At 45.8% G+C, this 21,295-nt stretch carries 11 protein-coding genes; 9 read left to right on the top strand and 2 right to left on the bottom strand.

The features are described 5' to 3' along the window. Positions 1-313 precede the first annotated feature (313 nt). The 9 genes from nagA (ACESPU_RS14095) (at position 314) to ACESPU_RS14055 (ending at position 15,898) form a co-directional block, all read left to right on the top strand. Positions 314-1,480, top strand: coding sequence for an N-acetylglucosamine-6-phosphate deacetylase (gene nagA, locus ACESPU_RS14095; RefSeq protein ID WP_008778038.1), 1,167 nt, complete (start codon positions 314-316; stop codon positions 1,478-1,480). 12 nt (positions 1,481-1,492) lie between these two features. Next, positions 1,493-2,659, top strand: a complete 1,167-nt coding sequence (gene nagA / locus ACESPU_RS14090) for an N-acetylglucosamine-6-phosphate deacetylase (RefSeq protein ID WP_057319954.1) — start codon at positions 1,493-1,495, stop codon at positions 2,657-2,659. A 183-nt stretch (positions 2,660-2,842) separates the two neighbouring features. Then, entirely contained in the window at positions 2,843-4,828 is a 1,986-nt protein-coding gene (locus ACESPU_RS14085) for a glucosamine-6-phosphate deaminase (protein ID WP_057329085.1), read from the top strand. A 158-nt stretch (positions 4,829-4,986) separates the two neighbouring features. Beyond that, a complete protein-coding gene (locus tag ACESPU_RS14080; RefSeq protein ID WP_005861746.1) occupies positions 4,987-5,553 on the top strand; it encodes an RNA polymerase sigma-70 factor in 567 nt (188 codons plus the stop codon). 65 nt (positions 5,554-5,618) lie between these two features. Then, positions 5,619-6,659, top strand: coding sequence for a FecR family protein (locus ACESPU_RS14075; RefSeq protein ID WP_005865901.1), 1,041 nt, complete (start codon positions 5,619-5,621; stop codon positions 6,657-6,659). Positions 6,660-6,905: 246 nt separating this feature from the next. Further along, positions 6,906-10,166: a TonB-dependent receptor gene (locus ACESPU_RS14070; protein WP_195284197.1), complete on the top strand. Its 3,261-nt coding sequence runs from the start codon at positions 6,906-6,908 to the stop codon at positions 10,164-10,166. A gap of 33 nt (positions 10,167-10,199) precedes the next feature. Beyond that, entirely contained in the window at positions 10,200-11,714 is a 1,515-nt protein-coding gene (locus ACESPU_RS14065; protein ID WP_158532825.1) for a RagB/SusD family nutrient uptake outer membrane protein, read from the top strand. A gap of 163 nt (positions 11,715-11,877) precedes the next feature. Beyond that, positions 11,878-13,263 carry an SGNH/GDSL hydrolase family protein gene (locus ACESPU_RS14060; protein ID WP_005865905.1) on the top strand — a complete coding sequence of 462 codons (1,386 nt, stop codon included), beginning with the start codon at positions 11,878-11,880 and terminating at the stop codon, positions 13,261-13,263. A 67-nt stretch (positions 13,264-13,330) separates the two neighbouring features. Next, on the top strand, positions 13,331-15,898 hold the full coding sequence (locus ACESPU_RS14055; RefSeq protein WP_373133460.1) for a glycoside hydrolase family 38 C-terminal domain-containing protein: 2,568 nt from the start codon (positions 13,331-13,333) through the stop codon (positions 15,896-15,898). A gap of 90 nt (positions 15,899-15,988) precedes the next feature. On the opposite strand, the gene ACESPU_RS14050 is transcribed toward ACESPU_RS14055, so the two are convergent. After that, positions 15,989-18,658: a family 78 glycoside hydrolase catalytic domain gene (locus ACESPU_RS14050; protein WP_122378887.1), complete on the bottom strand. Its 2,670-nt coding sequence runs from the start codon at positions 18,656-18,658 to the stop codon at positions 15,989-15,991. A gap of 7 nt (positions 18,659-18,665) precedes the next feature. Continuing rightward, on the bottom strand, positions 18,666-21,281 hold the full coding sequence (locus ACESPU_RS14045) for a glycoside hydrolase family 78 protein (protein ID WP_233563923.1): 2,616 nt from the start codon (positions 21,279-21,281) through the stop codon (positions 18,666-18,668). Positions 21,282-21,295 lie beyond the last annotated feature (14 nt).

The following is a 21,295-nucleotide window of genomic DNA, read 5'->3' as shown; positions in this document are numbered from 1 at the left end:
CTGCTAGAACCCTATTGTAACCCTATAAATGATACCAATCTTTCCCTTTGATATGAATTAGGATGAATTGATTTCGCTAGAATAAAAGGCTATTTTCGGGTATAGAGTTGGCTATTAGTTGTTTGCTGAAATTTTCTTTCGGATTTGGAGGCGAGCAGTACTTAGGCCCGGAATATTCGGTTCTCCGGAGGTTCGGATTACAAAGTGTCATTTTGATTATTCCTTGAAAATAACCTTTAATAGCTTACTCGTTTTAAAAAGAAAGTCCTTAACTTTGCTATCCAAAGAAACGCGAAAGCTTAAAACTCATATCATGTTAACTCAGATCATTAATGGAAAGATTCTTACCCCGCAAGGCTGGCTGAAAGACGGCTCGGTACTGATAAGCGACAGTAAGATTTTAGAAGTAACAAACTGCGACTTAGCGGTAGTAGGGGCAACCTTGATAGACGCCAAAGGTATGTATATCGTCCCCGGGGGTGTGGAAATTCACGTGCACGGAGGTGGAGGCCGTGATTTTATGGAAGGTACCGAGGAAGCTTTCCGTGCGGCGGTAGCCACGCACATGAAACACGGTACGACCAGTATCTTCCCCACCTTATCCTCTTCTACCATCCCGATGATCCGTGCCGCCGCCGAGACCACCGAGAAACTGATGGCCGAGAAAGATAGCCCGGTTCTGGGGCTTCACTTAGAAGGACATTATTTCAATATGAAAATGGCTGGTGGACAAATCCCTGAGAATATCAAGAATCCCGATCCCGAGGAATATATCCCTCTGTTGGAGGAAACGCATTGCATCAAGCGCTGGGACGCCGCTCCGGAACTTCCGGGAGCGATGCAGTTCGGTAAATATATCACCTCGAAAGGCGTACTCGCCTCGGTAGGGCATACCCAAGCCGAGTTTGAGGATATCTTGACCGCTTATGAGGTAGGTTATACCCACGCCACCCATTTCTATAACGCCATGCCGGGCTTCCATAAACGCCGCGAGTATAAGTATGAGGGAACGGTGGAAAGCATCTATCTGCTCGATGATATGACCGTCGAGGTCGTTGCGGATGGTATCCATGTGCCGCCTACGATCCTTCGTCTGGTCTATAAGATAAAAGGTGTGGAACGCACTTGTCTGATCACGGATGCCTTGGCTTGCGCCGCCAGTGATAGCCAAGTCGCTTTCGATCCCCGTGTCATCATCGAGGATGGCGTGTGTAAGTTGGCCGACCGCTCGGCCTTGGCGGGTAGTGTCGCCACGATGGACCGCTTGATCCGTACGATGGTGCAAAAGGCCGAGATTCCCTTGGAGGATGCCGTGCGTATGGCCTCGGAGACTCCCGCCCGTATCATGGGCGTATCCGATCGCAAGGGAACCTTGCAGCGGGGCAAAGACGCCGATATCGTCTTGTTGGACCGTGACTTGAATGTCCGTGCGGTTTGGGCGATGGGTAAGTTGGTTGAAGGTACGAATAAACTATTCTAAACAAGAACGATTATGTTGACACAGATTATAAATGGCCATATCCTTACGCCGCAAGGATGGATGAAGGATGGTTCCGTATTGATTAGCGACGGGAAGATCTTAGAGGTTACAAATAGCGATTTAGCGGTGATTGGCGCCAAGGTGGTGGACGCGAAAGGAATGTCTATCGTCCCCGGTTTCGTGGCGATGAATATCCATGGCGGTGGGGGCTTCGACTTCTCCGAATGTACGGAAGAGGCTTTCCACGGTGCGGTAGCTGCCCATCAGAAGCATGGGGCCACGACGATATTCCCTACCGTGCTGGCTCCGGAAATCGGGGTGATCGATAAGGCGGTGGCCGTATGCGAGGAGATGATGAGGAAAAAAGACGGCCCTATCTTGGGATTGCATATCGAGGGACCGTATCTGAATCCGAAGATGGCGGCGAGCCTGTTTATCGATAAGGAGAATTCCGCCGACCCGAAAGAGTATAAAGAGATATTGGAACGCACGGATTGCATCAAGCGTTGGGATTCCAGCCCGGAGATACCGGGTGCGCTTGAGTTCGCCCAATACTTGAAGTCGAGGGGAATCCTATCCGCTATCTCGCATACGGAAGCGGAGTTTGATGATATTAAGACCGCTTACAATGCCGGTTTCACGCATGCGGCTCATTTCTATAACGCTATGCCCGGTTTCCATAAGCGTCGTGAATATAAGTACGAGGGAACGGTGGAAAGTGTTTTCTTGATGGACGATATGACGGTAGAGGTGATCGCTGACGGGCGTCATTTACCCTCTACGATTCTCCGATTGGTCTATAAGCTGAAAGGAGTGGAACGTACTTGCTTGGTTACGGATGCTCTTTCTTGCGCAGCCAACGAGGGTAAGCCGTTATCCGATCCCCGCATTATCATTGAGGATGGCGTATGCAAGTTGGCGGATCATTCCTCATTGGTGGGAAGTATCGCCACGATGGACGTACTGGTACGTACGATGGTGCAGAAGGCCGATATTCCTTTGGCCGACGCTGTCCGTATGGCTTCCGAGACTCCGGCCCGCCTGATGGGGGTAAGCGATCGCACCGGAACCTTGCAAAGAGGGAAGGACGCGGATATCGTGATCTTGGATCGTAAGTTGAATGTGCGTGCGGTATGGAGCATGGGAAACTTAGTTCCGGAGACAAATACATTGGTCTAAGCTCGTTAATAATATAAGGAAGGGACTGTCTTGGCTGGCCGGGACGGTTCTTTTTTATTTTTAGGCGATATAGATCAAACCTTTCGGCTAATAAATTTGTTCTATCAACGTATGGCGAAATCAGTACTTATTTCATATATTTGTGATTCAAGTAAGATTGTAATACTAAATCAATAATTAAACATGAAAACGAACCTTAGTTCTCAAATTACTCTGACGCGTATACCGTTGCGGTATTATCGCCCGGAAAATGCTTTCGAGCATTCAGTTTTAACTCGTTTGGAAAAGATTCCGACAAACATTTACGAATCGGCCGAGGAAGGTTCTTTCGCTATCGCTAAAGAGATAGCAACACAAATCCGTAAAAAACAAGATATTGGTAAGCCCTTCGTGATCGCTTTACCCGGCGGACGTTCTCCGCTAAGCGTTTACAAGGAGTTGATCCGTATGCATAAAGAGGAGAATTTAAGTTTCCGCAACGTGATTGCTTTCGTGGAATATGAGTTCTATCCATTGGCTAATCCCAGCGCCGGAAATCTGGCTCGCCTAAAAGAGGAGTTATTCGATCAGGTCGATATCGATCCTGCGAATATCTATTGCCCGGACGGAAGCATGCCGAAAGACGCTATCCTAGATTTCTGTCGCCAGTATGAGGAGACGATCCAATCCGTGGGAGGTATCGATTGCATGTTGCTAGGTATCGGTAACTCCAGCAATATCATGTTCAACGTGGGTGGAACGACGATCAGCTCGCGTACCCGTATGGTCTTGTTGGAAGGCGCTTCCCGCAAAGAGGCTGCCCGTACGTTCCCTTCGCAGGAGAATGTCCCGGCAGGTATCATCACGATGGGTATCTCTACGATGATGAACGCCCGCAGCGTGATCTTGATGGCTTGGGGCGAGGATAAGGCTAGCATTGTCGCTAAGACCGTTGAGGGCAAGGTTAGCGATGCCGTTCCTTCCAGCTATTTGCAGAATCATCCGAACGCCAAGGTCGTGATCGATCTTTCCGCCGCTTATGACTTGACTCGTATCAGTCATCCTTGGTTGGTGACTAGCTGCGAGTGGGATAATAAGTTGATCCGCCGTGCGATCGTTTGGTTGTGTCAGTTGACGGACAAACCGATCTTGAAATTGACAAACAAGGATTATAGCGAGCACGGATTGGGTGAGCTATTGGCGTTATATGGTTCCGCTTACAACGTAAATATCAAGATATTCAACGATATCCAGCATACGATTACCGGATGGCCGGGTGGCAAGCCGAACGCCGACGATTCCAATCGTCCGGAGCGTGCTAACCCGTATCCGAAGAAAGTGATCGTATTCAGTCCGCACCCGGATGATGACGTGATCTCCATGGGCGGAACCTTGCGTCGTTTGTGCGACCAGCATCATGATGTGCATGTGGCTTACGAGACTTCCGGTAATATTGCCGTAGGCGACGAGGAGGTAATCCGTTATTGCGAGTATTTGCGTGATGTATGTGAGAAATACTCTCCCGACTCGGCCGTGAAGGATAAGGCGAACGAGATCATCAACTACCTGCGTTACGAGAAGGTGGAGAACGGCGAGCCGGAGCGGAAGGATGTCCTCTTTATGAAAGGAACGATCCGTCGGGAGGAGGCCCGTCACGGTTGCCGCTACTCGGGCGTGAAGGACGATCATGTTCATTTCTTGGATCTTCCGTTCTACGAGACCGGATTAGTGAAAAAGAATGATTTGAGTGAGGTCGACAAGGATATCGTAAAGGCCCTGTTGCTCGAGATCAAGCCGGATCAAATGTTTGTCGCCGGTGACTTGGCTGACCCGCACGGAACCCACAAGGTTTGTCTGGATGCCGTACTGGCCGCTATCGACGAGGTGAAAGACGAGGAATGGATGAAGAACTGCCGTGTATGGATGTATCGCGGCGCATGGGCAGAATGGGAAATGGACCATATTGAGATGGCCGTACCTATCAGTCCGGAGGAGTTGCGCTTCAAACGTAACGCTATTTTGAAGCATCAATCGCAGGCCGAGAGCGCTCCGTATCTGGGTGACGACGAGCGTTTGTTCTGGCAGCGTGCCGAAGATCGCAACCGTGCTACCGCAGAGTTGTATCGCCAATTAGGTTTGGCTTCTTATGAGGCGATCGAGGCGTTTGTACAATATATCCCGTTGAGATAATATCTAGCGATAGAATAATCTGAAAGCCCTATCTGATTAAGTTCGGATAGGGCTTTTTGTTTTTGTGTTATTTTTTTCGTGTGGGCGTAAGTAGATCTGTTTCTATGATCGTATATAGATAAAGGAGAAGCCTTGAACTGTCTAATATAATACAAGAAATGTCCACATTGAGCATGAAAGACTATATTATTAAGAACCATGAGTTGGATAAATTTAAATTATTATATCTGGAGAATGCCCCCAGACTGATCTTTTATGCCTCGAAATATGTGGATAGCGATACGGCGGAAGATTTAGTGCATGATATATTCATCAAGATCTGGCAAAAGAAAGAGATTTATTCCGTGGAAGAAGGCTTGAAGACATACCTATTCCGTTCCGTTCAAAATGCTTGCCTCGATTACCTAAAGCATAAATCAATAGAAATGACTTATGCGGATGAGGTTGCTCGTAGACTAAAGATAGAGGAGATAGATTATTATAATCAGTCGGATGCGGCGGAGCTGGAGAAAGAGCGTCTGGACTCCGTTTACCGGGAAATAGCCAAGTTACCGGACAGATGCCGAGAGGTTTTTACGTTGGCTTATGTGGACGGGAAGAAATCAGTGGAGATCGCAGGAATGCTAAATATCTCTCAACGTACGGTAGAGGCGCAACTCTATAAAGGATTGAAGATCATACGGAATGTGTTGGCGCTTCTGGCACTGGTTTTATTTTTTAGATGAAAATACGGTAGAATACGTAAGTAAAAAGAGGAAACCGGTCGTATATATTATAAATGAAACAGAAAATGGAATCTAATAATTCGATAGAAGAACTGATCATACGCTATTTGCAGAACGAGATTCAAGAGGATGAACTTCGAGTGTTGGATGCTTGGATTCATGAGAGTGACGCTAATAAAGCCCACTTCTTTGAGCTTAAGGGGCTTTTTGACACTCGGAAAGAAGTGGCGTTCTTGAACCATTATTCCGTGGAGCGTAGTTGGGAGCGAATGGCTGGAAAGCTGGATGCGATCTCTGGCGTATCTGTGAAATCCAAGGTCCTTGGCAAACAGTTCTGGCTTTCATTCTTGAGATATGCGGCGATTATCGTAATCGCTATGGGAGTAGGTGTGGGTATGAATCAATGGATAAGCAATCGTTTATATGCCGGCGATATGGAATATAACGAGATCGTAGTGGAAAAAGGCGGACGTGCGAACACGCTATTGCTATCCGACGGCAGTAAGATCATACTCAATGCCTCCACCCGTTTTAAATACCCCACCTCTTTTAATGGAGATGAGCGTGTGGTTCATCTGGAGGGTGAGGCCTATTTCGAGGTTGCGAAGAATCATTCGAAACCTTTCATCGTAAAACTAAAGAACCAACAAATCACGGTACTCGGAACCTCATTCAATATACAGGCTTTCAACGATGATCGCTTTAGCGTCACCACCTTATTAAGTGGTAGTATCCTGTTGGAATCTTTTGACGCTCAAGGACGGAAAATGAGTAGCATGAAGCTAAAGCCGAATCAACAAGCCCGGTCGGATAACCGGACCGGCTCTATTTTCTTGTCAGAGACAGATGCCTCGATCTCGAACGCTTGGGTAGGAGGGAAATATCGTTTCAAGGATGAGACCTTAGTCTCTATCGTAAAACGTCTGGAGAATTACTATGGGGTAAATATCCGCTTGGCGCATGACAGTCTGCGGAACATCCGCTACACGGGAACCTTCTCTTTGGATCAAGGTATACAAGAGGTGTTGGATATTATTAACTCGGAGAAACAATTCACTTTCATGAAAGACGGAAAAGATATTCTGATATCGGCGAGAAGCAAATAACAAAATAATAGATGTATAACCTTAAACATTGGAATTGCCTATGACAAATACTTGATCACAAAAAAAGAATCGGGACTGACACCACTCACCCCCGATCCTTATTCGTTCTTAATTTATGAATCACCTTTCTCGCCAGTCCGCTGAAACCGTGCGATCGAGGTAAGTCCTTAATAAAAAAACATTTACAAATTTATGGAAAAAGTTTGGAATAGTGATGATCTATTACCTAAAAAATTTAAATCAATCATGAAGATCACATTGCTTTTTTTAATACTGGGTATATTGCATGTCTCGGCGGATACCTATGCGCAAAAAGCTCAAGTTACGGTAGAAGTAAAGAACGGGACGTTCTATGATGTCGTCTCGGAGATTGAGAAACAGACCGAGTTCATGTTTTTCTATAAGAGCGAGGATATCGATAATAGTAAGCAGGTGGATATACAGGTGAAGAATCGCCAAGTCACCGACGTGTTGAATGAGTTGTTGAAAAACACGAACTTGACCTACCGCATATCAGGTAAGCACATCACGATCTTGAAGAAAGACGCCGTACAGCAACAAAAGAAAAAGATCTCCGGTACCGTTACGGATCCGGATGGCATACCGGTTATTGGGGCCAATGTTGTGATTAAGGGTACGACGGTCGGTACCGTTACGGATCTGGATGGAAAGTTTAGCTTGGATGCGGCTAATAACGATATCCTGTCATTTTCCTATATCGGCTATGCGGAGCAAGAGATCGAGGTAGGGAATCGTACACTGTTTAACGTGAAGTTGGCCGAGGATTATAAAGCGCTTGAAGAGGTCGTCGTCGTTGGATATGGTACGATGTTGAAACGAAACTTATCAACTTCAGTGGGTTCCGTAGACTCGGAGAAGTTATTGGAGCGCCCGAATGCCACGAACGTATTCCAAGGATTGGCCGGAAAGGTAGCGGGTGTTAATATCGCCTTAAATTCTGGTGCGCCGGGTGGTAGCCCTGCGATAAAAATCCGTGGTATCGGTTCTTTGAATTCTTCCAATACACCGCTATATGTGGTCGATGGTGTGGTTGGCGTGGATCCGGACCAGATTGATCCGAATATAGTTCAGTCTATCGATATCTTGAAAGACGCTACTTCCTCTTCTATTTATGGTGCGAGAGGTGCGAATGGTGTTGTGGTGATAACAACGAAGGAAGGTAAGAAAAATACAACGAATATCTCGTATAATACCGTTTTGTCTGCCGGAACGTTAGCTCGTAAAGTCGATGTCTTAAATGCGGAAGAGGCTTTGGATGTATTCAAGCGTGCTTATGAGGCTCAACCGGGACGTATCGCTCCCCATCTGGATCCGAGCAATATGTTTACGCATAAGAATGACCTGTTCAATCCGGACGGGACTCCGAAATATGATACGGACTGGCAGGATGCCGTAACCCGTACGGCTTTTTCTCATCAGCATTCACTTAGTTTCTCCGGAGGAAGCGATAAGCTGACCGCTGTGGCGAATGTAAGTTACAAAGATAATCAAGGTATAATGTTGGAGACTTATAAACGTCAGTTGAATGCGTTTATCAATGTAGGATGGGATTTGAAAGAATGGTTCCATTTACAGGCCATGTTGAATGTAGGATCTAGTAATGCCCGAAACTCGGAGAATGCGATCTCTCGGTATACATTGGAAGCATTGCCGTTCCTTCCTATCCAATATGAGGATGGTACCTATTCCCGTAAGGGGGATTATCCCGGTGCGGAAGATACGGAGAACCCCGTGAGGATTTTAAAGGAGCGTAAGAATATCGATAAGAATCAGTACACGTTGGCTAATGTGATCGGTACGTTTAAAATTACCTCTTGGCTAAAGTTAACGACTAGCTTCAGCCGTCAAGATGGTTCTTATATCAATTCATCTTATAACCCGAGTACCTTATTCGGCTATGGAGATACTCAAAAAGGTAAGGCGGAGAAAACGCATAAGAATACGATGTCGTGGACGAATGAGGACTACTTGACTTTTGATAAAAGCTGGAATAAGCATAACTTGAATGTCGTAGCGGGAGCCAGTTGGTATTACTCAAAAACAGAGAAAAGCGAGCTAGGGGCCGAGAATTTCTTCGATGATTATTTTGAGTACAATAATATGGGAGTCGGTACCGTACGTTCTAAGGTTGGCTCAGACTATACGGATAATAAGATGAATTCTTACTATGCCCGTATCAACTATAATTTTGACAATCGTTACTTATTGGGCGCTTCTTTCCGTGAGGATGGTTCTTCTCGTTTTGGCTTGAATAACCAATATGGTTTCTTTCCTTCATTCTCGGCCGCTTGGCGTGTATCCAATGAGAATTTCTTCGAGAACGCGAAAAAGGTGATTGATGATATGAAAGTCCGTTTGAGCTACGGTACGGTGGGTAACGCAGAAATCGGTGATTATGCGTCTATGGCACGTTATGAGAATAAACGCCTTCCTTTTGGCAAGGATATGACGACGATCGTTACGTTGAAAAGTATGGCAAATCCGGATTTACGCTGGGAGAAATCCAGACAACTTGACGCGGGTATCGATTTGAGTTTCTTTAATGGGCGTATCGAGTTTATGGCGGATTATTATCATAAGATTACGACTGATTTATTGTATGAGCTACAATTGCCTTCTAACTCAGGATATGAGAAGACTATGACAAATTTGGGTAAGATCCGTAATCAAGGTCTTGAGATGAGCTTGAATACACGCAATATCCAAAGCCGTGATTTCTTATGGACTACCTCTTGGAATTATACGATGAACCGCTCGATGGTACTGGATATAAATGATAATATTATCGGTAAGTGGGGAGGACGCATTGAAGAGGGACATCCTTTAAATGCTCTTTACGGCTATGTTCGCCTAGGTACATGGGGTACTGATGAGGCGGAAGAAGCCGCTAAGTATAATAAGAAACCCGGCGATATCAAGTATTGGGACAAGAATGGTAATGGAATGAAGGATGGCGAAGACCAAGACTATATCGGAAATGGCGCTCCTAAATTCGAGATGAATATGACAAATACATTCTCGTGGAAAGGCTTCACGTTTATGTTTGATTTGCAATGGGTATATGGTAATAAGTTGATTAACTTCACTCGCCAGTTGATGGGTAACCGTGTGACATTCTCCAATGCTTATGCGGACATTCCGGTGAACGCTTGGACGCCGGAAAACCAAAACACGATGGTGCCTAGCTTGCGCCTTCCGGGAGATGGATATGAGAATGACGTAGATTCTTGGAGTTGTGAGCCGGGTTCGTTCTTGCGTTTACGTAATATCGGCTTGAAATATGACTTTAGTTCCCGTATGCTTTCTGCCGCTCACATCAAGAGTTTATCCTTGGGATTCAATGTGGAGAATGCGTTCTTGATTACGAACTATTCTGGTAGTGATCCGGAGGTAACGAGTTATGATGCCGTATTTGAGCAGGGAGTGGATTTTTATACCTATCCCAAACCTCGTACGTACTCATTTACTTTAGGTGTTAATTTCTAATTATTTAATCTTTACTTCGTAAAAAACTAAGATATGAAAAATAAAGCGCATGTATGGATGTGTGGCTTGCTTTCCGCGACAATGGCTTTTACATCCTGTACGAATTTTTTAGAGGAAGACCCGAAAACCTTCTTGAGTCCTTCTGAATATTATACGACAGAGAACCAGATAAAGGCGGCTGTGGATGGCACTTATGACGGGCTTGATGATCTGTTGAGTTCCGACCTCGAGATTGCTACAGTTCACCTTTTTAACTTGGAATATCTTGTAGGTACTAGTTATCGTCCTCGTGCGGCCGGTAATGAGCAGAACCAGTTCTTATTGCTTTCCGGTTTGGAAGAGAGTAACGGCATTATTCGTAACTTCTGGAAGGCTACTTTCTTTCCTTTGGAAAACTGTAATAGTGTGATTCAGAATGTTTCCGCTACGGATATTATTAGCGAGAGCCAGAAAGCGAAGTATCTGGGAGAGGCTTATTTCTTGCGGGCATATTACTATTTCCAAGGGGTACAATTATTCGGGGATATCCCGTTGAAGACGGAACCTACGGTAGACTTGAATACGGTGAAGATCCCAAGGTCTCCTAAGGAAGATATTTATAACCAGATCGTGGAAGACTTGAAAAAGGCGGAGCAGTCCGGTTTGGATTGGAGTGATAAAACAGGCCATGTCTCTATGGGAGCGATCAAGACCCTTTTAGCCAAGGTTTATTTGACAATGGCAGGTTATCCGCTTCAAAAAGGAAATGAGTATTATCAATTGGCTTACGAGAAAGCCAAGGAGGTTATTGATAGTGGAGCCTTTAGCTTGTTCGCTGATTATAAGGATTTGCGTGCGTCAGAAAACGAAAATAGTGGTGAGCATATTTTTATGATCCAGCGTGAGGCGCAAGATGCCGGGGCTCCTTTCCATTTTGGCCTTTTGCCTTATCCGGAACAACCGATTTCCATTACTCCGGCTTATGGGGGTGGTTTGGCTCCTCGTAAAGAGTTTTATGAAAGTTATGATGACCAAGATATTCGTAAACGGAATGAGGAGTTTTTCTATACTTCTAAACCCAAATATGGTGATCCGGAGACAACGATTACTTTGGATGTTCCTTATTTATGCAAATATTGGGATGAGAATGCCGAATCTACAGGAAAGAGCGGGGCGAATATTCCGGTTTACCGCTATGCGGACGTTCTATTAATGTGTGCGGAGGCAAAAGCTACCTTGGATGGTGGATCTACTTCCGACGCTATAGCTGTGGATGCTTATTTCCAAGTTCGTCACCGTGCGTTGCCCAATGAGGCGAGACCGACTTCGATCACGGTTGATCAAGTATTGAAAGAGCGTGCGTGGGAACTTTGTTATGAGTTTACAGGATGGTATGATATGTTGCGTACTCACCGTGCGTTTGATCCGGTATCGAAGCAAATGGTTGATTTATTCGGCTATCGGGCGGTTAATCATACGTATCCGTTTAAAGAATCGGATTTGGTTTTCCCGGTACCTTTGCGTGAGAAAGAACTGAACCCTCTGCTCGGTGAGGATGTCGTTCGCTAAAAGTAAGCGGGCGATTCTCTAGGCTAGAGGTGTGTGGGAGGATATTACTATCTGTAGTAATCCGGATTATTATCCATGATAAATACGATTACTATTGATAGTAATATTTTTTAACACGGTATATATTATTCATCACAAAAAATTAGAGAAGAGAGAAATAGAGATGAAAAGATATGTTTTGTTTGTCTGTTTGTTTTTATCAAGCCTTGCTGGAGTATATGCTCAGTCGATAGCTCCGTTTCAGAAAGGAGATCGGATCGCTTTCGTGGGAAACAGCATTACTTGCGGTGGTCATTATCATTCATATATCTGGCTATACTATATGACCCGTTTCCCGGATCAACGCATCGATATCTTTAACGAGGGAGTAGGTGGGGATGTAGCCGAGATGATTTACCAGCGGTTGGATAAGGTTTTCGAACATGAGCCTACGGTGGTGACGCTATCTTTTGGCATGAACGATGTCGGCTATATGGATTTTCGGAAGCCGGGGGCGGATACGATCGCCCGGAACCGGGTAGAGAAAGCTTGCCGGGATTATGCCTTTATCGAGGAGGTCTATAAGAAGTATCCGGAGGTGAGGAAAATCTTGATCGGAAGCTCTCCTTATGACGAGACTTCTCGTTTCAATAAGGTCGCTTTCCCGGGGAAGAATACGCCGATCTTGGAGATCGTGGATTTCCTGAATGCCCGGGCCCGGGAGAATCAATGGGGATTCGTGGATTTTAACCGCCCGATGGTAGCGATCAACCAATGGGAGCAAGCGGAGGATTCCATGTATACCTTATGCGGGAAGGATCGTATACATCCCTCTACGGACGGGCATCTGGTCATGGCTTATCTCTTCTTGAAGGCGCAAGGTCTGGCCGGTAAGCCGGTAGCCGATATCCGGATAGACGGAGCGGGGAAAAAGGTGACTCGCTCGGATAATTGCCGTGTCTCGGATTTGTCTGTATCCTCGGATAACCTTACTTTTACGTACGAGGCGAAATCGCTTCCGTATCCTATCGATACCTCTTATTATGATAATGAGAAACATACGCAGGCAGATGCCTTGAGTGTTATCCCTTTTATGGATGAGATGAATTATGAGGGATTGTCCGTGAGCGGTTTGTCGGATGGATATTACGGGTTGACGATCGGTGGGGAGTTTATCGGTCGTTTTACGGCGAGGGAGTTGGAGCGAGGCATCAATATGGCTCTTCTTCAGAATACCCCGCAGTATAAACAAGCGATGAAGATCCGCCAGATGAACGAGGAACGCTGGTTGAAAGAGCGTAAGATGCGTGAATTTTATTGGGTGGAATATAACTTGATGCGGAAGACGGGCATGCTTTGGGCCTGCAACGAGGCTGCCGTGGACACCTTGCGCAAATACCGTCCCCACGACATCTTCTTGCAATGGAACGGCGACCTTTGGCTACAATACATGCACAAGGGGATTCGTGAGGATTGCGTGAATGAGCAACAGGATCTGGTTAACCGGATCTATGAGCAAAATAAACCAATCCCCTTGCGAATAGAGATCAAGAAATTTACAGACTTGTAGAGACGGGGCGTGCCCCGTCTCCCACCGACTGGAAGTATTCTAAATGTGAATTAATAGTACATATTATATGAAAAAGAAACTAGCGATATTCGTATTAAGCCAATTCTTGTTGGCCGGTTGGGCAGATGCCCAACAAGCCTATTTCATCGATGGCTATCATGGCGGTATCTACGGGCATTACCCGGTGGGGCAGACCGCCTTTATCGCCCAGAAATTAAGGCAGAATCCCAACTGGAATATCAATATCGAGATCGAGCCTGAATCATGGGAAGTCGTACGGCAACGAGACCCCGAAGGTTACGAGGCTTTCAAGCGCTTATTTAAGGATCAATCCGTGGAGAGCGGGCGGATCGAGTACGTAAACCCGACCTATGCCCAAAGTTATTTCTTCGGGACATCCGGCGAGAGCGCTATCCGCCAATTCGAATATGGAATACGGCTGATCCGGAAACATTTCCCCGAGGCGGTATTCACCACCTATTCGGCGGAGGAGCCTTGCTTTACCAGTTGCCTGCCCTATATATTGAAGTCATTCGGCTTCTCGTATGCCTCTACTAAGAACCCGAATACGATGTGGGGTGGCTACGTAAGCGCCTACGGAGGTGAGTTGGTGAATTGGGTAGGGCCGGATGGTACGAGACTTACCACCGTCCCCCGTTACGCCTGCGAGGATTTACAACCCGGCTCTTGCTGGCAATCCATCTCGTGGTTCAATACGAAGGACTACATCCATAAATGCTTGGATACCGGTATTCAGCACCCGGTCGGAATGTGTATACAAGACGCTGCATGGAGCCATGGCTGGGATAAAGGCCCTTGGCTGGGACAGGATACGGCGGCCTATTATACGCCGACCGCCTATAAGACTTGGCGGAATTACATCCAAGACTGCTCCGTCGGGACTACTCAGGATGATTGGTATTTCTCGCAAGAGGATGTCCTAGGTGGCTTGATGTGGGGAACGCAGGTCATGCAGCGTTTGGCCGGAGAGGTACGGGTAGCCGAGAACGCTATCGTGCGTGCGGAGAAAATGGCGGCTTACGCTCGCTTATACAAAGGCATGGAATGGCCGACTGAACGTATCGATGAGGGATGGCGCACGCTTCTATTGTCCCAGCATCATGATTGCTGGATCGTTCCTTACAATCAACTACAAGGGAAAAAGACATGGGCGGAGACGGTTACGGATTGGACTGGGGTGACCAATCAAAACAGCCGTCAGATAATTGATAACGCCTTGTCCTTATTGAAAGAAAAGGAAGGTGAATCCACGGTGTACGTATATAATACCTTGGCTACCGACCGGAATGAATTGGTGGCGGTGGAAGTTCCCGTCTCATGGAGAAACTCGGATTGGGTGGTTCTTGATAAGCAAGGAAAGAAACAACCGGCTCAATGGTTGATGGAAGACGGCATTTCAAAACTCTTGTTTCGTGCGCAAGTCCCCTCGGCCGGTTATGCCTCTTATGCGATCCGGAAGGCAGAGGATAAACAGTCTGGAACCTTGAAGGCTGAGAGACAGAAAGACGGTACGTTTCGCATGGAAAGTGATTTATACACCTTGGTGCTAAACCCCTCTAAAGGAGGTGTAATAGAAAGCTTGAAAGCGAAAGCCGTACGAGGCAAGGAATTCGTGGATAACCGGAATGAACGTGGGTTCAATGAGCTTCGGGGATATTTTATCGATGAGGGTGGTTTCCTTTCCAGTATGGATCAACCGGCTGAGGTGAGCGTGTTGGAGCAAGGGCCCTTATTCGTGAAGGTAGCTGTGAAAGGCAAGATCGGAAAGTATTCATTTACCCAAACGATCCGGTTAACGCAGGGAGAGCCTCGCATCGATATGAATGTTAAACTGGATTGGACAGGAAACCCTCGCATTGGTGAGCCGGGTATCGAATTCCGTGCGGATAATCCCCGTAAGGCATTTTATGACGACCGTTACAAACTTCTGGTGTATCTACCTACCCAGATCGCCAACCAACAGATTTATAAGGACGCTCCGTTCGATGTTTGCGAGAGCCGGTTGGAGAATACCTTTTTCAATCGTTGGGATAGCATCAAGCATAATATCATTTTGAATTGGGTGGATGTAGCGAGCAAAGATAACTCTTGCGGTCTGTCATTATTCACGGATCATACGACCAGCTATGCGCATGGTAAGGATTTCCCATTGGCCTTGAACGTACAATACGCCGGTAAAGGCTTGTGGGGCCGGGATTATATCATAGACCGTCCGACCGAGATCTCGTATGCCTTGATCCCTCATGCCGGAACTTGGGAGAAAAGCCGTATTTGGACACAAAGCGAACGACGCAATGAGCCTTTGGTCGCGACCTTGGGCGGCGATGCTACCTTGACATCCGGTTCCCTTTTCCGGATAGAGAATAATGCCTACGAGTTGGTCTCCATGGTCTATAAAGGTAATGACCTTTACATCCGCCTATTCAATGCCCAAAGCGATGCCTCCCCTAAAACGATAACCTTCCAAGGACAAGACGTGAAAGCGAGCTTGGTGGAATTGGATAACCGTCTGGTTGAGGACTTAACTGTCACCGAGAAGAAAGGCGCCAGTTCAATGCGTCTTTCTATCCCTCGTTACGGGATAAGGACATTAAGATTAAGCTGTAAGAAATAATGGAACTATATTCTTCCCCGGTTGTAGAGGCATCGTGTGCTGTGTCTCTACGACCAGGGAATGACAAATCGATAGGCTCGAAACTTATGATTATTCAACTTCGGGATTCGTAGATAAAGAGGAAACGATTTGGTGATTGCCAGAAGGGATATGTATCGAGGTAGCGTTTGTTAGCGTCTTGCCATTTAAACGGACTTGCCCTGTATGGCTTGGCAAAGTGATTGTCGCCTCGCTATTGGCGGGGATCGTTACATTTAACAACAAACTACCCTCTTTTTTCTCCCAATGGACAAGTATCTTGCCATAAGGTGTTTCTTTCGAGGCCTTAACCCAAGAGATCCCTTTTGCCAATTGCGGAGAGATTCGTACATGCTTATAGCCTGGATGCGCCTCGTCCGGCATGATCCCTGCCAGGGCTTGATAGAACCAAGTGCCGATCCCGTTGTAGCAGTTATGTATATGGCTGCGTTCTCCGTTCCAGTGTTCCCAGGTCGTGGTCGCACCGTTATCAATCATATACAAATAGCTCGGATAATCACGCTTTTTCAACATTTGGAGCATGAAGTTGACTTGTTGGTTCTTGATGCACCATTCCGTAATTATGGGAATCCCCACTAGGCCGGTTGCTAGGTGGCTGCGGAAACGTTCAGCGGTGTTTTTATACAATGTGTTTAACAAGTTAGATAGTTGTGATTCGGGAGTAACTCCGGCAAGCATCGGATAAACCAAGTCGATCTGTGTACCGGTACCATAACTAGCCTCTTTTGAGTCGTAAAATGTTTTATGAATCAATGTTCTCAACTGCTCGTTTTTGCTTTCATACAGTTTCTGGTCGTTAGGCTTGCCTAATGTTTGAGCGATCTTAGCCATTGTCTGATAACAAACTGCTACGAAACAATTGTTTACCAGGTCTACTGATCGGGGATCTGTTTGGTCAATCCCTTTCGGTGTTGCCCAGTCTCCCAGATACCAGTTCCGATAATCTGTATTCGGCCATGTTTTCAATAAGCCATCGACCGTGTATTCTTTTACATATTCCAGCCATTGCTGCATGAATGGATAATAGCGTTCCAACAAACGAGCATCGCCATAGTTCACATACGTTTGCCAAGAACCTGCGATCATGAAACCGCACCAAAATGGTCCACCACCAGCTGCATACGGATTTGGAGCCGTATGAGGCATACTTCCGTTAGTGCGCATACAGTCCCCCCAAGCTTGCATCCAATTCGTATAAAGCGGAGCAAGGTTGAACATTGTCTGAACCGTGGGTGTTGACGCATTCCCATCGCCACCATATCCCAAACGCTCAATTTGAGGACAGTCTACCATATATCCTCCCAAGGTTAAGCAGCGTAGGGTGTATTGTATCATATCATGAATTGCATTCAAATCTTCATCAGAGCAAGCAAAAGAAGAGGAACTTGAATAATCCGTATGGATCAGATAGGCCGTAACATCGTTTAATGCCGGTGCCTGCTTTAGGTTGGACACCTTCAGGTAACGATATGCCTTATAATTGAACTTGTTGATAAAAACCTCTTGCTCTTTGCCTGCTGCGATGTAATAATCCTCATATAAGTTATCCCGGAACTGTTGTTTATCCAAAAAGTCGCAATAACTGATGCGAACTCGTTCTCCCTTCTCTAAAGGAGGAAACTTGATCTTTGTCCATCCGGTCAGATTGGTTCCCATATCGAAAATCCAGGCAGTGTCTCCGGATGCTTCTATGGACAACGGGTGAAATTCTAGTTGGATTCGATTGGGTTCTACCATTTGTGGGGAGGTGGTGTGTTCTGGAATATCGGCAACTTTGACTGGTGCCCAGCTTACCTTGTTTAGGGAAACGGCATCCAAGGCGATCAGCTTTTCCGCATGGATCTCCTCACCTCCGAATTGATGAGGCTGCCAAGTCCCGAATGAGGTGTAACCACTTTCTCGTGCCAGCCAAGAAGCGTCTGTGGCTTGAAAGGTTTCCCATGCGTTGTTATTTCGCGCTTCTAATTGGGCACGGACAAAGGGACCGCCTTTTACGACACCAGGAAGTTGGTCTTGATACCAACCTTTTCCCAGCCAGATAACCAATTCGTTCTTACCGATTCGCAACGAGTTAGTGATGTCGTAGGTGACCGAAAGTGACCGTCTATTGAATTGTGAGACCGCTGGGGTCAATACGATATCACTTACCGGCGAACCGTTTAAGTACACCTCATGGTAACCTAAAGAGTTGACATGCAGCAGCATCTTATCTCCCTTCTTATTCCATTCAAACGTTTTTCTCAATAAGGGAGATTGAGGATCCTCGTTGTTTATACCGATATATTGCGCCTTCCAATCCTGTGGGGACAATAAGCCAATACCGAAAAAAGCAGGAGTACTCCATTCGGATACTTCTCCATCCTTATTCCAAATACGTACTTTCCAATAAGCAAAACTTTTAGCGGCCAAAAGCTTTCCCTGATAGGGAATCCAAGTAGATGCGGAGGAGGTCACCTTACCAGAATTCCATAAATCGGCCTTGTTTTCATTCAGTCGTTCCCTGTCAGAAGCTACTAATACTTGATAAGCAGTCTGTTGCTCTCCTTGCCTGCCGCTATTCAATTGCCAACTAAAATGAGGTGTCGTATTATCTATTGCTAACGGATTTACCAATTCTTCGCATTTGAGGTGGTTCACTTTCAAGGAAGAGGCCTGTGTGCAAATTGCGAACATTTGTAGAAGCAGCATTCCCGATAAAATTGTCTTATTCAAAATTCTCATATCTACTCTATTTAATTTCAAATTCATAAGATCCTGATGATAAAGTTTTCGGTACGTCTTTATGCTTCAAATATAAAGTCGCTGTTGTATTAGCGGGAATAGTCACTTGATAAATCACTTTGTCGCCCACTCTTTTCCATGCGGAGATAATTTCTCCATACGGTGAATGATAAGAAGCTTTTACATACGTAAGCTCTTTCACGAAGTGCGGTTTTAACAGGATGTTTTTAAAACCGGGTTGCTGTGGATCAAAGTTGATTCCGGCAAGAGCTTTATAGAACCAGGCTCCAATTTCTCCATACATGATATGGTTTTGTGAGTATCCCCACGCCAATCCATTATAATCCCAATTCTCAAACAAGGTAGTTGCCCCTTGTCTCACCCAGTTACCCCATGAGGGATAGTCCTGTTGTGTGACTATACGGAAAGCCTGTTCTACGTGCCCACTTTCGGTCAATGCGTTCAGTACGGTCTTGCAACCCATGATGCCAAAATCCAGATGATCCTTATCCATGTGTACACGTTCGGATAAACGTTCCTCGACTTTCGCTTTCAGTTCTTCTGGCACGATACCCCAATAGAGTGGCATGCTCTGTTCTGTTTGATAACCGCTAGCGTAGATTCCGGTCTCTTTGTTGAGATATTTATTATTGATCGCTGCTTTTATTTTCTCCGCTTCGGTCTTATAATATTTATACTCTTCCTCATAACCGAATAGCTTCGCTGTGCGTGACATGATATCTGCGTTTTTGTAGTGGTAGATAGAGGCCGATAATTCTCGGTTGGCTACAGCTTTGTGAGGTACCCAGTCTCCCAATCCGGCATCTCCTACTAAACCATCGGGGAACTTACTCAACCAGTAATCGGTATGTCTCTTCATCTCGGTGTAATTATCACGTAAACAGGTCTGATCTCCATAAAATTCATAGATCGCCCAAGGGATAAGCGTTACGGAACAAGTCCAGTCTACGATGTCGCTGCCCCAGCCTCCGGAGGGAATGATACAGTGTAACCGTCCGTTTTCATACATATTATCCCGATGATCCGCTAACCATTTTTCATACAAGGTGATACCATCGTAATTAAATAAAGCGGTCTCGATGGCTAAATGCGCATCACCAGTCCACCCGTTTTTCTCACGATGCGGACAATCGGTAGGATACCCAGCTAAGTTCGACAGATATGAATAATTGGTAGCACGCCATAAACGATTTATCAAAGAGTCGGAGCATTCGAATGTGCCGATCTGTGGTAAGTCGGTATGGATAAAATGGGAGGTCATATCTTGTTTGTCCTGTTCCAAGGGCTTATTGGAAGATACTTCCACATATTGGAATCCTTTATAGTTGAAATGTGGAGTGAACGTGTTCTTTTTCCCGTCTAGGATAAGCACATCCGTTTGGAACAATTCGTCTTCCGGATGTTTTCCATACTTGAGTGGTTCGTTTACGTTTTGATAGAATTGGGTATTGTTATCATCAAACAAACGTTTACCCCGGGAATCCAATTGTTCTCCATGACGTAATTTTACTTTCGTACCAGCTTCGCCTTGTGCGGTAAAAGTGGTGATACCCGACCAGTTCTGCCCAAAGTTATACAGATAAAGCGTATCACTTAGTTTTTTCACCTCAATCGGCTTGCGAAAGTCTGTGATACGAATAGGATACATTGTTTGGGAGGATATGATAACATCCGGCTTTTCTACTTCTGTCGCTGTTTGCCAAGAGGAGTCATCAAAAGAAGGCTTATTCCAATTGGGCATGTCCTTACGGAAGTCATGGTTTTCCGCTAGATAAATAGCGTTGAACGTGATAGGCCCGGAGTTTGTCTTAAAGCTATTGTCCGAGGCAATGATCTCTTCTGTTCCATCGGTATAACGGATGCGAATATCCATACAAAATGATGGTCTGTCACGCCATGGAGCGTTGTGGAAATTCCATTCTGCGACTGGCTGATGATTATACCATCCGTTTCCTAAGATTACACCGATTGCGTTCTTCCCTTGTTGCAAAAGGCTTGTCACGTCATGTGTCACGTACAGCAAACGTTTTCCATAATCCGTAAAGGCGGGATCTAGGTAGTGATCTCCGACTTTCTCACCATTGATAGATAACTCGTAGAGACCGGCTGCGACAATATAGGCACGAGCGGATTCAACCTCTTTGTTTAATGAGATTTGTTTCCTGAAATAAGGAGTGTCACGAGACTCCATATCCTTTCCGTCTGAGATAAATTTGCCTTGCCAATTTCTTTGGGTCAATAAGCCGGTCTCGAAGGAGGAGACAACCGGCTGGGATTTCTTCTTGTCCTTGTCCCAAACGCTGATACTCCAATAATAACGTGTACAAGGTTCTAAGGCCTTTCCCGTATAAGTGGTCAGCATTTGGTCTCCGGATATCTGCTTTTTCCAAATAGCACCTTTTCCCTTAGATAGCGCCAAAGAGTCTTTTCCTACTGCGATCTGATAAGCCGTTTGCTTAGCTCCATTTCGGGTATCAGACAAATACCAGCTAAATCGGGGAGACTGACGGTCGATTCCTAAAGGACGTGCCAAATGCTCACAACGAAGATTCGTAGGTACACATGAATTTTCATTCTGAGCGGACAGCTTTAATAAACTCATTGAACTTATCAAGA

The sequence above is a fragment of the Parabacteroides sp. 20_3 genome (assembly GCF_964238835.1).
GTDB lineage: Bacteria > Bacteroidota > Bacteroidia > Bacteroidales > Tannerellaceae > Parabacteroides > Parabacteroides distasonis.
This window is presented reverse-complemented; position numbering and strand designations above follow the sequence as displayed.